16 protein-coding genes are annotated in these 12,344 nt (G+C 61.0%); all 16 read right to left on the reverse strand.

Annotation, left to right across the window (positions count from 1 at the left end):
- Positions 1–27: 27 nt before the first annotated feature.
- The 16 genes from acpP to DAAHT2_RS06645 all read right to left on the reverse strand — a co-directional run bounded on the left by acpP (position 28) and on the right by DAAHT2_RS06645 (position 12,310).
- Positions 28–258 (reverse strand): acyl carrier protein, encoded by a 231-nt coding sequence (acpP, locus tag DAAHT2_RS06570; protein WP_013163508.1) that lies wholly within the window; start codon positions 256–258, stop codon positions 28–30.
- 184 nt (positions 259–442) lie between these two features.
- Positions 443–1,189 carry a 3-oxoacyl-[acyl-carrier-protein] reductase gene (gene fabG / locus DAAHT2_RS06575; protein ID WP_013163509.1) on the reverse strand — a complete coding sequence of 249 codons (747 nt, stop codon included), beginning with the start codon at positions 1,187–1,189 and terminating at the stop codon, positions 443–445.
- Between the two features lie 99 nt (positions 1,190–1,288).
- A complete protein-coding gene (locus DAAHT2_RS06580; RefSeq protein ID WP_013163510.1) occupies positions 1,289–2,497 on the reverse strand; it encodes an electron transfer flavoprotein subunit alpha in 1,209 nt (402 codons plus the stop codon).
- Between the two features lie 50 nt (positions 2,498–2,547).
- A complete protein-coding gene (locus DAAHT2_RS06585; protein ID WP_013163511.1) occupies positions 2,548–3,324 on the reverse strand; it encodes an electron transfer flavoprotein subunit beta/FixA family protein in 777 nt (258 codons plus the stop codon).
- Entirely contained in the window at positions 3,321–4,472 is a 1,152-nt protein-coding gene (locus tag DAAHT2_RS06590; protein WP_013163512.1) for an acyl-CoA dehydrogenase family protein, read from the reverse strand. Before DAAHT2_RS06590 ends, DAAHT2_RS06585 begins: the two co-directional genes overlap by 4 nt.
- Positions 4,473–4,555: 83 nt before the next feature.
- A complete protein-coding gene (locus DAAHT2_RS06595; protein ID WP_013163513.1) occupies positions 4,556–5,533 on the reverse strand; it encodes a beta-ketoacyl-ACP synthase III in 978 nt (325 codons plus the stop codon).
- Positions 5,530–6,606: a phosphate acyltransferase PlsX gene (gene plsX / locus DAAHT2_RS06600; RefSeq protein WP_218915069.1), complete on the reverse strand. Its 1,077-nt coding sequence runs from the start codon at positions 6,604–6,606 to the stop codon at positions 5,530–5,532. The genes DAAHT2_RS06595 and plsX overlap by 4 nt, the downstream gene beginning before the upstream one ends.
- Positions 6,607–6,628: 22 nt before the next feature.
- Positions 6,629–6,811 carry a 50S ribosomal protein L32 gene (gene rpmF / locus DAAHT2_RS14290; RefSeq protein WP_013163515.1) on the reverse strand — a complete coding sequence of 61 codons (183 nt, stop codon included), beginning with the start codon at positions 6,809–6,811 and terminating at the stop codon, positions 6,629–6,631.
- A gap of 60 nt (positions 6,812–6,871) precedes the next feature.
- Positions 6,872–7,393, reverse strand: coding sequence for a YceD family protein (locus DAAHT2_RS06610; protein WP_013163516.1), 522 nt, complete (start codon positions 7,391–7,393; stop codon positions 6,872–6,874).
- 66 nt (positions 7,394–7,459) lie between these two features.
- Positions 7,460–7,975 (reverse strand): hypothetical protein, encoded by a 516-nt coding sequence (locus DAAHT2_RS06615; protein ID WP_013163517.1) that lies wholly within the window; start codon positions 7,973–7,975, stop codon positions 7,460–7,462.
- Complete coding sequence (locus DAAHT2_RS06620) at positions 7,963–8,469, reverse strand: Crp/Fnr family transcriptional regulator (protein ID WP_013163518.1); 507 nt, start codon at positions 8,467–8,469, stop codon at positions 7,963–7,965. The genes DAAHT2_RS06615 and DAAHT2_RS06620 overlap by 13 nt, the downstream gene beginning before the upstream one ends.
- Complete coding sequence (locus tag DAAHT2_RS06625; RefSeq protein WP_013163519.1) at positions 8,466–9,128, reverse strand: MlaC/ttg2D family ABC transporter substrate-binding protein; 663 nt, start codon at positions 9,126–9,128, stop codon at positions 8,466–8,468. Before DAAHT2_RS06625 ends, DAAHT2_RS06620 begins: the two co-directional genes overlap by 4 nt.
- A gap of 156 nt (positions 9,129–9,284) precedes the next feature.
- Positions 9,285–10,283: an MlaA family lipoprotein gene (locus DAAHT2_RS06630; protein ID WP_013163520.1), complete on the reverse strand. Its 999-nt coding sequence runs from the start codon at positions 10,281–10,283 to the stop codon at positions 9,285–9,287.
- A 17-nt stretch (positions 10,284–10,300) separates the two neighbouring features.
- Positions 10,301–10,747, reverse strand: coding sequence for an outer membrane lipid asymmetry maintenance protein MlaD (gene mlaD, locus DAAHT2_RS06635; RefSeq protein ID WP_013163521.1), 447 nt, complete (start codon positions 10,745–10,747; stop codon positions 10,301–10,303).
- A complete protein-coding gene (locus DAAHT2_RS06640) occupies positions 10,728–11,519 on the reverse strand; it encodes an ABC transporter ATP-binding protein (RefSeq protein WP_013163522.1) in 792 nt (263 codons plus the stop codon). The genes mlaD and DAAHT2_RS06640 overlap by 20 nt, the downstream gene beginning before the upstream one ends.
- On the reverse strand, positions 11,516–12,310 hold the full coding sequence (locus DAAHT2_RS06645; RefSeq protein ID WP_013163523.1) for an MlaE family ABC transporter permease: 795 nt from the start codon (positions 12,308–12,310) through the stop codon (positions 11,516–11,518). The genes DAAHT2_RS06640 and DAAHT2_RS06645 overlap by 4 nt, the downstream gene beginning before the upstream one ends.
- Between the last annotated feature and the right edge of the window lie 34 nt (positions 12,311–12,344).

Genomic DNA, 12,344 nt, shown 5'->3' on the forward strand with positions numbered 1-12,344 from the left:
AAACTCCCGCCGCTGGCTTAATCTTGATCAGGAAATCTTCTTGATATGATCAATGGCATCCTGAACGGTGACGATCTTCTCGGCCACCTCATCGGCAATCTCGATATCGAAAGCCTCTTCCATGGCCATGATCAGCTCCACCAGGTCCAGGGAGTCGGCCCCAAGGTCATCGATAAAAGAAGCGCCGGAAACCACTTTGGCCTTATCAACGCTCAACTGTTCTGCAATGATATCAATCAGTTTCTCCTCAACCGCCATGATCTTTCTCCTTACTAAGGTTGGTTAAAATACAAACAAGGATTAAGCCGTACAGGCCTAACATCAAATACCACAAATCCGCAACTTATTTTTTCCTTCCCGGCATTAGCCGCCGACAGCTTACGGCCAGGCACACCTGTTGTGGAAGGACAGCACCACCGCAGGTTGCCGCAGCACCGCCAGTTTAGCCCATGTACATGCCGCCGTTCACATGGATAAACTGCCCGGTAACATAACGGGCCTCGTCGGAGACCAGGTAAGCCACCGCGCCCGCCACGTCCTCGGCCTCGCCCAGCACGCCCAGGGGGATTTCCGCCCGGATTCGCTGGTTGATCTCCTCCGGCAGGTCTTTGGTCATGTCGGTAACGATATAGCCCGGCGCCACCCCGTTGACGGTGATATTGCGCGGGGCCAGCTCCCTGGCTACAGACCTGGTAAGGCCAACCAGGCCGGCTTTGGCGGCGGCGTAATTACTCTGCCCGGCGTTGCCGGCAAAGCCGATCACCGAGGAGATATTGACGATCCGGCCCCAGCGCTGCTTCATCATCGCCCGGCTCACTGCCTTGGTGCAGGTGAAGGCCCCTTTGAGGTTGGTGGCCAGCACCTCATCCCACTGCTCTTCCTTCATTTTCACCAGCAGGCCGTCGCGGGTGATGCCCGCATTGTTGACCAGAATATCAAGCCTGCCATGATCGTCCATAATTTTTTTAATGGCCGCTTCGGTGGCCGCGCTATCGGCCACGTTAAACTGGCTGATCTCCGCCCGGCCACCGGCCCGGGCAATCTCATCGGCCACGGCTTGAGCCGCCTCGGGCCGGCTGACATAGTTAACGATGGTCATCGCACCCATGGCCGCCAGGCGCAAAGCCACCGCCCGGCCGATCCCCCGGCTGCCGCCGGTAACCAGGGCAACTTTATCTTGCAAGCTCATCTATCACTCCTCCATTGCCAAGCACACGTATGCGAACAGCCGCACCGCAGAGGTTGCGGCAAGGGTCGCTCGCCGCTTTCATCGACTCCCTGTGATCGCTTAGTTTTTATCCAGTTGCTCAATCAGTTTGGGCACCACCTCAAACACATCACCGACAATCCCGTAGGTGGCGACGTTGAAAATCGGGGCCTCGGGATCGCGGTTGATGGCGATGATGGTCTCCGCCGACTGCATCCCCACCAAATGCTGGATGGCCCCGGAAATCCCGCAGGCGATATAGACTTTGGGGGCCACCGTCTTGCCGGTCTGACCAACCTGGTGGGGATAGGGAATCCAACCCGAGTCCACAGCGGCCCGGGAGGCCGCCACCGCCCCACCAAGGGCGTCGGCCAGCTGCCGGATCAGGGCAAAGCCTTCGGCATTTTCCAGCCCCCGGCCGCCGGCCACCACGATATCGGCTTCGGCCAGGTTTACCTGGTCCAGAGCGGCCGTAACACTCTCCAGTACTTTGGTGCGGGAAGCAAGCTTCTGGCCGGCCGGCTCCACCCGCACGATCTCCCCTTGCCGGTGCTCATCACGGGCCAGGGGCTTCATCACCATGGGCCGCACGGTGGCCATCTGGGGACGAGTACGGGGGCAGACAATGGTGGCCATGATGTTGCCGCCAAAGGCCGGCCTGGTCTGCAGCAGGGCCCCGTCTTCCTCCCGCACGTCGAGTTCGGTGCAATCGGCGGTCAGGCCGGCGGCCAGCATGGTGGCCACCCGGGGAATAAAGGAACGCCCCACGGCGGTGGCCCCGGCCAGGACGATCTCCGGCCGGTGCTCACGAACCAGTTCAGCCAGGATGTTGCCGTAAGCGTCATCGGTAAAATCAGCCAGGGCCGGGTCATCAACCAGGTAAACCCGGTCGGCCCCGTGGGCGATCAGCTCCCTGGCCGCCGCCTCCAAGCCGCCTTCCTCCGAAGCCTGGGCAGCTGAGCCCAGCAGCACGGCGGCCAACTCCACGCCACGCTTGTCGGCCAGACGACGGCCGGCCCCCAGCAGTTCCAGGGCCACCGGCGCCAGCCGGCCCCGGCGATATTCGGCATAAACCCAGACTCCGGACCAGGAGGCAAGATCCGCCGGCAAGTCACCTTCCGGCCGCGGGATGCTGAGGGCACCGACCTCACAGACCTCGACACAGGCCCCGCACAGGGTACAGTTATCACCCACCACCGCCAGGCCATCTTCCACCTGAATGGCCCCGAAGGTACAGGCATCCTCGCAAAGACCGCAGCCGATACAGGCCTCGGCATCAATTTTCAACATGTTCCGACTCTTTTCAACTCTGGATTAATCAAGAGGTAAGCGATGATTGCTTACAGCTGCTTCAGCTCGCGGGCCAACTGCGTCACCTGTTCATCGATACTGCCGGTGAAGATGGTTCTCTCGCCCCGGGCCTGGGGTGAAAACACCCGCACCACTTGCGTGGGAGAACCCGGCAGGCCGATCTGGGCCGGGTCGGCATCGATGTCGGCGGCGCTCAAGGTTTTTATTGCCAGCTTTTTGGCCTTCATCTTGCCCTTAAGCGAGGGCAACCGCGGCTCGTTGATCTCTTTGACCACGGTAAGCAGGGCCGGCAACTGCACCTCCAGGGTATCGTAACCGTCGTCCATCAAGCGCTGCAACCGCATGGCGCCATCGGCGCAATCAAGCACCTTCTTAACGCAGGTGGCGTAGGGAAAACCCAATCTTTCCGCCAGCCCCGGCCCGACCTGGGCGGTGTCACCGTCGATGGCCTGCTTGCCGCAGAGCACCAGATCGGCACCTCCGATGGTCTTGATGGCCTGAGCCAGGGTATGGGTGGTGGCCCAGGTATCGGCACCGGCGAAGGCCCGATCGGAAACCAGCACCGCCTCGTCGGCCCCGCAGGCCACCGCCTCGCGCAGCACTTCCTGGGCCTGGGGAGGTCCCATACTGAGCACCGTCACCGTGCCGCCCAACTCCGCGGCCAGCCGCACCCCCTCTTCCAGGGCATGGCGGTCGTAGGGGTTCATGATCGACTGCACCCCTTCCCGGGCCAGGGTGTTGGTGGTGGGATCCAGCCGGACATCCTTGGCATCCGGCACCTGCTTGACGCAGACTACAATCTTCACTTGTTATACTCCTTGTTCAGCTCCTGGCCGATAACATTGCGCTGGATCTGGTTGGTGCCTTCGTAGATCTGGAGAATCTTGGCATCGCGCATCATCTTCTCCACCGGGTACTCGCGCATAAAGCCGTAGCCGCCCAGCACCTGCACCGCGTCCACGGTGACCTTCATGGCCATGTCGGTGGCAAAGGTCTTGCAAACGGAAGAGGCCTTGGAGGCCTTGTCGGGATGCGCGTCGACATGGCGGGCGGCGGCGTAAACCAGTGCCCGGGCCGCCTCCACCTGGATGGCCATGTCGGCCAGCATATGGCTTACAGCCTGAAAGGAGATGATGGGCTTGTCGAACTGGATCCGTTGTTTGGCGTAGCGGACCGCTTCATCCAGGGCCGCCTGCCCCAGCCCGACCCCCAGGGTGGCAATGCCGGGTCGGGAAAGATCAAGGGTTTTCATCACGGTGATAAAGCCCAGTCCCGGCCGGCCGATAACCCGGTCGGCGGGAATCCGGCAATCTTTCAGGATCACCTCACGGGTGGATGAGCAGCGGATTCCCATCTTCTTTTCTTTAGGACCGACGGAAAACCCGGGATCGGTATCTTCCACCACAAACATGGTGGCGCCGCGGGCTCCCCGTTTGCGGTCGGTGATCGCAATCACCGTATAAATTCCCGCCTCGCCGGCGTTGGTAATCCACTGCTTGGTCCCGTTCAGCACCCAATGGTCGCCATCTTTGACGGCGGTGGTCTGGATGCCGGAGGCATCGCTGCCGGCCCCGGACTCGGTTAGGGCAAAGGCGGCAAAGCGCTTGCCGGCGGCAATATCGGGCAGGTACTTCTGCTTCAGCTCTTCACTGCCGGAAACCAGGATGGGGTAGGCCCCCAGCCCGCTGGCGGCAAAGGCGGTGGCCACCCCGGTACAGCCCCGGGCCACCTGCTCCAGGGCCAGTGCCATTTCAAAAGCACCGCCTCCGAAACCACCGTATTCTTCAGGGATATAAAGGCCATAGAGATCGGCCTGGGCCAGGGCATTGAGGATTTCCCGGGGGTATTCCTCGGTTTCGTCAAAGTGGGCCCGTTGCGGAATGATCAACTCATCGCAGATCCGCCGGGCCACATCAACAATCATCTCCTGCTCTTCAGTAAGAAAATAATCCACAAGATTCCCCCTTGTTGCAATGCGACCCGCCAGCCGCAAAAGAAAATGAAATATTTGGGCGGTGCGGCTGTTCGATTACCCGCTCACCAGCGGATCAGCGATGCCCCCCAGGTAAAACCGCCACCGAAGGAACAGAGCAGCAGCAGGTCGCCCCGGCGCAGCCTGCCATTACGATGGGCCTCGTCCAAGGCAATGGGAATGGTAGCCGCGGATGTATTACCATATTTGTCCACATTAACATAGACATTTTCCATGGGCAGTGCCAGGTGATCGGCCAAACTGCGGATAATCCGGATATTGGCCTGATGGGGGATAACCAAGCTGAGCTCCGCCGGCGCCACCCCCTGGTCGGCCAGAACCTTGCCGACGGCATCGGCCATGGCCCTGACCGCATGCCGAAAGACCTCCCGGCCGTACATCATGATGCTGGGCTGTTCGTGGTCGTTGGGCCGCAAACCCGGGTTGTGCCCGGGCGCTCCTTCCAGGTGCAACAGTTGCCACAGATTACCGTCGGCAAAGAGACGCCCGGCCAGATAGCCGCCGTCCCCTTCCCGGCCGGTTACCACACAGGCCCCGGCCCCGTCACCGAACAGCACACAGGTGTTGCGATCCTGCCAGTCAACCCGGCTGGAAAGGGTCTCGGCGCCGATCACCAGCACCTTCATGGCCGGGTTGCAACGGACATATTTGTCGGCCACGTCAAGGGCATAAAGAAAACCGGAGCAGGCGGCGTTAAGGTCCATGGCGAAGGCCCGCCGGGCCTTGAGCTCCTTCTGCACCAGACAGGCGCAGGAGGGCATGGTCATGTCGGGGGTGATGGTGCCGACCAGAATCAAATCCAGTTCTTCCGGGGCTACTCCCGCCATGGCCAGCGCCCGGCGGGCGGCGCCGGCGGCCAGCAGCGAGGTTTCTTCCCCCGGCCCGGCGATGCGCCGGGTTTTGATCCCGGTACGCGTGGTAATCCACTCGTCGGAGGTTTCCACCATCCCCTCAAGGTCGGTGTTGCTGAGCACCCGTTCGGGCAGCTGCGAGCCGGTGCCGATGATCGCCGTCCGCATCATTCCCCAACCCCGGCCCGAACCGCGGCAGACGGCCCGCCGGCCTCGGCTTCGGCCTCGGCTTTTTTGGCCAGAAAATCGTCAGCCGCCAGCAGGTTCATGATGTGATCGTTAACCCGGTGGCGCACCATTTCAGCAGCCACCCCGATGGCATTTTTGATGGCCACGTCACTGGAGCGGCCATGGCAGACCACGCCGGTCCCCTGCAGGCCCAGCAGCGGCGCCCCGCCGTATTCGGCATAATCCACCCGGCGCCGGAAGGCGGCAAAGGCATCCCGGGCCAGCAGGTAGCCGACTTTGGCCAAAAACCGTTTCCTGATCTCATCGCCCAGCATGGAAACCACCACCTCGGCCAACCCTTCGCTGAGCTTGAGGCAGACATTGCCGACAAAGCCGTCGCAGACGATAACATCAATATCGCCCTGGAAGGTTTGCTGCCCTTCTATATTGCCAATGTAATTGAGGGAACTCTGCTGAAAAAGCTGGTGGGTATTACGCACCAGGATGTTGCCTTTGCCGCCCTCCTCGCCGATATTGAGCAGGCCGACCCGGGGTCGCTCGATGCCGAAAAGCACCCGGGAAAAGGCAACGGCCATGACGCCGAATTCAAAGAGGTGCCGGGGCCGGCAGTCGACGTTGGCACCAACGTCCATCATCACCACCGGCCCCTTCATGGTGGGAAAGGAGTTGGCGATACCGGGTCGGGAAATGTTTTCCAGCCGGCCCAGATATTTCAGCCCGGCGGCCATGGTGGCTCCGGAATTGCCGGCACTGACCACGGCATCAACCTTGCCCTCCTTGTGCAGGGCAAAGGCACGCATGATGGAAGAATCCTTTTTGCGGCGGATCGCCTCAAAGGGGGATTCATCCATGGCCACCACCTGGGTGGTGGCCACCACTTCCAGCCGCCCGGCCACCTCGGACGGCAAATCAAAAGCCGCCATGGCCGCCCGAATCCGCACCTCATCACCCAGCAGGGTAACGGAGATTTCATCCTGGCGGGCCGCCAGTACCGCACCAGCAACCATCTCTTCCGGTCCCCGGTCACCGCCCATGGCGTCCAGGGCAATGCGCAGCTTGCCGGTCATGCGGTTTCAGTTACTCGGCATCAAGCTTAATAACCGCGCGTCCTTTGTAAGAACCGCAACCGGGGCAAAGGCGATGGGGCAGCTTGGGCTCACCGCATTCGGCACATTTGGCCACGGAAGGTCCGGAGAGGGCGTCATGGGCCCGACGGGTTCTGGTCCGGGAATGGGATTTACGCTTTTTCGGCAGGGCCATTTTATATACCTCCAGGTATTAATTCGATGGACTAAGTTTATAGCAAACAAATAACTGCGCTTATGTCTTCTTCAAAACCCGCAGGGCGGCAAAGGGTGAATTCTCTCCCTTGGTGGCGCAACCGCAATCGCCCTGGTTAAGATCAGCCCCGCAGCGGGGACACAATCCGCGGCACTCCGCCCGGCACAAGCTTTTGGCAGGCAGATTAAGATACAACTGCTGGCTGAGCAGATCGCCAAGATCCACCAACTCCTCAGCCAGAAAGACGGTATCCATCTCTTCCCGGCTGCAACTGTGCTCCCTGGCAACTGCCGGGGGCAGGTTGTCGGGGGCGGACAACTCCAGGCGCAAGCGGAACTCGGCCGCCAACGGATACCGATAAGCCTCCAGACAGCGGTCACAGGACAAACTGACCGTCACCTCCAGCCGGCCGGCGCAGACAACCCGTTCCCCTTCCCGACTCAAGGCAACCGTGGCCCGCGCCACCCCGTGGCGCCCCAGCTCATGGTCCGGAAACCACGACTGATCAGTAAGTTCAAGGGTCAGCCCCTGGGGCGGGATTTCGGTAAACCTGATCTGCATGGCAACCAACGGGCACTCCGGGGAAAAATACCAAAACGGGCAACTATAGAATATTTAACCGTTCTGTCAAGGAGTTTCCTGCCGCCTGATCCTGATCAGCCAAAAATGCAGCCATCCAAGCAGGGCCTCCCCCCATTGGCGACGGAAATCCAACCAGGACCACAGCGCCAGCAGCAGAACAAAGTTCATGCTGTAGAGCTTGAAATCCTGCCCCGTTGCCCCAACCGCCCCCCCGCGCTCGACCAACAGCCCCAGCGGATAGGCCACCATCCCGGCAAAAAGCAGGATGTAGCCAATGAGATAACCAAAAAACAGTAGAAAGCCGGCGCTCACCTCGGGCCAGCGGCGTTGCACCCCGGCGGCGACGGCTTGCAGCAGGCGGTCGAAGATCGCCTGCGCCAGCCCGAACAGCCCCCCAAGAGGGAGAGCAAGCAGCAACACCGTCAAGGCAAGCGGCCAGGCGACCGGGCGGGAAAGCACAAAATAGGCGCTGAGCAGCAAGACCAGCAGCTGGTAGAGCAGGATGCGGCGCAGTAAAGGTTTTTGCCACCAATCCCTGACGAAATTCATCACAAAATCCATGCCAGTCGCTCTCCGGCCCCCTGCAATCGCCGGCGGACCACCTGGATGATCCGGAGCAACAGCTTTTGCGCCAGTTCCGGTTCATCGCTTAGCAACTGCTGCAAGCGCTCCCTGGGCAAAACCAGCAGGCGGCTGTCATCAACCGCCGCCACCACCGTTCCGGCCGCTGGTTGCCGGGAGGCCTCCACCACCGCGCCTTCTCCTATCATGCCGCCCGGTTCAAACTCGGCCAGCAAAATGTAACGCCCGGGAAAAGAGGAGAGTTTTTTCACCGCCAGCCTGCCGGCCAGCACAAAGGCCAAAAATGGGGCCGGGCGCTGATCATCCAGGATCACTTCACCCGCCTTCCATTCCCGGACTTCGCCCAGAGCCTTCAGGCGCAGCGCCTCAGCCGGCTCCAGGAAGGCCAGCACCTTCGTCGCCTCCTCGGCTCCTGGCGGGCGGCCCACCGGCAGGCCGGCGCCGGCCTTCTCTGCAGAACCGGTAGAGGTCATGATTGGCCATCCAACTCCCGACCACTGGCGATACTTTCTTCCATTCGCCGGATCAGTTCCTCAAAGGGGTAAGGGTCAAACTGGCTGCGGAAATTGCGCACCAGGCTCACCCCTTCGATATCCACATCGTAAACCACCCAGCGGCCGTCTTTCTCGCGCATCCGGTAATGTACCGGCACCGCCTGGTCCCTCATGATAAAATCGGTGGCCACCCGGGCAAATCGGTTGCCCCGGCGATCCTCGCGAATTTCCTGCTCGCCCACCACCACCTTCTCGCCGGAGTATCGATCCACCTGATCGACATAATTGTTTTCCAGATACTGCTTGAACAGGCCGATGAAAAGCTGCCGCTGCTCGGTGCTCAACTCGCGCCAGCGCGGCCCCAGGGCGCGCATGGAGATCTCTTCAAAGTCGAAAAATCTCTCCACCAGGGCCACCACTTTATCGTAGCGGGACTGGCGATTTTCCGTCCCGGCCAGTTCCGGATCGGTCAACACATCGATAATTTCATCCACCGCCTGTGTCACCGTGTCCCGGGGTTCCGCCGCCGCCACCCCCCAAGGGGCAAGCGCCATGATCAGCATCAGGGCAGCCGGCAGCAACCACCGCCCGCCGGCAAGCGCCATTCCGGCCGGCAAAAAAGTTTTGTCGCTCTGCACCTTATCATTCCTCCTGGCTTGTGTTATCTGGTAATCGTTCAGCAGCACCGCATCTTCGGGCGATCGGCCAGGCTTACGTACAGGGGTTCGCGGCGCCTGGCTGCAAGACCAAACCTGCGGCACTGCTGAACGATTGCAGCCCGTTAAACCGGCAGGTTAGTACCCCTGGTGAACGGTTGTGTTATCTCCTCCGGCGGCCTCACGGAACAGCCTGGGCGCCTCCGGCCCCGTCCCCCGATCCATGATCTGCCGGCGACGGTACTGCCAGTATGCATCCCGCACCGCAATATAAGGATCAAAAGCTGCGCCGGTCAGCCGCTCATACTCGCCAACATGAAAGGAGGCATTGTTGACGGTCCGGCCGGCGTGTACCACCGCCCCGGTCCTGGGGTCTTCCATCAGCAGACGAGAGGTTGGGTTGACCAGGGAATCGCCGGCCATCCCCACGGAGTCGCGCAGGGTTGACGGACCAAGCAACGGCCAGGTGATAAAAAAACCGGCGCCCAACCCGTAAACACCCAGAGTTTGGCCAAAATCAGCATTCCTCTGCTCAATACCGAAAGTGTCGGCGGCAGGGTCCACCAGGCCGGCTATCCCGATGGTGGTATTGACAGTAAACCGCAACAGCTCCCGGCCGCTGTCCCGCACCCGCCCCTGCAACAAATGGTTCACCACCCGCACCGGGGCGGTCAGGTTGCGGAAAAAACGCCGGAAGCAAAGCCTGATATCCTCCGGCAAGGTGGCGGCATACCCCCTGGCCAGCGGATCCAGCACCCGGACATAAAGGCGGTCGTTAAATTTAAAAACCAGCCGGTTGATGGGCTCCAGAGGATCGGCCAGCCGCTCACCGGGCCGGCCGGCGTCCCAGGGGTCATCATCCCAAGGATCGTCATCCCAGGGGTCATCATCCCAGAAGTCATCATCCCGGAGATCGCCGGGCTCCCCTTCTCCGGCCACCGCCTCCGGGGCGGCCGGCGGCCCGGCGGGATCAACGCCATGCTCGACAGAGCCGGCGGCGGCCGCCACCGGCAGCAGCAACAGGCAGGCCAGCAATAGTAGCGTCAGTACCGACCAGGCCGGACCACATCCCGCCGGCTTGCGCCTTTCTATCCCGTCCAGAAAGAACCTCCTCCTCCCAACCCGGCCGACCAGCACGCCGGAACTTGCGGTAATCAGACGCCGCCGAAAATGTATTTGCTGACCAACTCTTCCAGGTCAAGGGCCGACTCGGTCTCCATCAGCCAGTCGCCATCGGCCAGCACCAGATCGGACCCACCGGGGCTGATACTGATATATTTTTCGCCGATAATTCCCTGGGTTTTGACGGAAGCGATGGAGTCTTCACTCAACTCCACGGCCCGATCGATATACAGGGTCACCAGCGCCCGTTGCCGCTCGCTCAACTCGATTGCTCCCACCCGGCCCACTCCAACCCCGGCTATTTCCACCACCGCTCCCCGGCGCAGCCCGGATATATTACCGAACTCGGCCTGCAACTGGTACTGCTGCCGCTTGCTTAAGGGGGCAAAATCTCCCAGTTGGACCGACAGGTAGACAAAGGAAAAAAAGCCGGCCAGTACGAAGAGCCCCACCACCAGGTCAAGTTTTACGTTGTTCATAATCGCTTTCCATGGTTTTACTCAAATAGATTTCGCCCATGGTGATCCGGACAAATTCACGGATATCCGGGTCACTGCTGCGCTGGATATCTTCCGGCGAGGCAAAACTTTTGGCCCCGCCCTGCCCCATGATAATCACCTGGTCGGCCAGGTTGAAGATCTTGGGAATATCATGGCTAACGATTACCGCAGTATAGCCGAATTTTTGCTGGGTTTCGAGAAAGAGCCGGTAAATCTCCAAAGCCTTCTCGGGGTCCAGGCCGGTGGTGGGCTCATCAAAAAGCATGATCTCCGGCTGCAGCATCAGGGCCCGAGCCAAGCCCACCCGTTTTTTCATGCCCCCGGAAAGCTGGGCGGGAAACTTTTCCTCGTGCCCGGCCAGACCGAGTTGCTCCAGGGTATCCAGCACCCGCCGACGGATCTCCTGCTCACCCAGGTTGGTGCGCTCCTCCAGGGGCAAGGCCACATTGGCAAAGACCGACAGGGAGTCAAGCAGTGCCCCGCCCTGAAACAGCACTCCGAAGTTGGCCCGGATTTCGTTAAGCTCCCGCCCCCGCAGGCGGGCGATATCCCGGCCCTGCACCAGCACCCGGCCCGAATCGGGCCGCAGCAGCCCTAAAATCAGCTTCAAGGTTACACTTTTACCCTGCCCGCTGGCCCCGGCGATCACCGTGGTGCGGCCACCAGCGATGACAAAATCCACCCCGCTGAGCACCCGTTGCCGCCCAAAGGACTTGCTGACCTGTGCAAATTCAATAACCGGGCTGCTCATAACAGAATGGCCGTAAGCAGATAGTTCCACAGCAGCACCGAAATGGAGGCAAGCACCACCGCCTGGGTGGTGGCGCAGCTGACTCCCTCGGCCCCGAAACCGGCCCCCCTGATCTGGTGAACAAAGTAACCACGGCCGGAACAGATCCACACCACCAGCAGACCGAATACCAAAGACTTGATAAAACCCATGTTGATATCCTGGGCCAGCACGCTCTGCTCCATGGCGGCAAAATAGGAGCCGGCATTGACCCCCAGCAGCACCACCCCGGCCAGGTAGCCGCCAAATATGCCCACCACGTTGAAGATCATGGTCAGTAGCGGGATGGAGATGACGGTGGCCAGAAATTTGGGCGCAATCAGGTAGCGAAAGGGATCGACGGCCATGCACTCCAGGGCGTCGATCTGTTCGGAGTTGCGCATAATGCCGATCTCGGCGCACATTGCCGAACCGGCCCGACCAATGACCATCAGGGCGGTGAGTACCGGGCCCAACTCCCGCACCAAAGAGAGCGCAACCATGGTGCCCAACGCCCCTTCGGCGCCGAATTTGCGCAAGGTGTAATAGCCCTGCAGCCCCAGGACCATCCCGGTGAAAGCGGCGGTAAAGAAGATAACCGGCAGGGAGTTGGCGCCGATCAAACGAATCTGGCGGATCACCTCGGCAAGCCTGAACGGTCGCTTAAAGAGGCCGGCCAGCGCCCGGGCCAGAAACCCCCCCATCCGCCCAAGGTCTCCGACCACATACAGGGTCCGCTCCCCTACCCTTTCAATGTTTGCCAGTAATGCCAATGAAGGTAACCTCACCCCGGATTTTCCGCCTGCC

It is taken from the genome of Desulfurivibrio alkaliphilus AHT 2 (assembly GCF_000092205.1).
Lineage (GTDB): Bacteria > Desulfobacterota > Desulfobulbia > Desulfobulbales > Desulfurivibrionaceae > Desulfurivibrio > Desulfurivibrio alkaliphilus.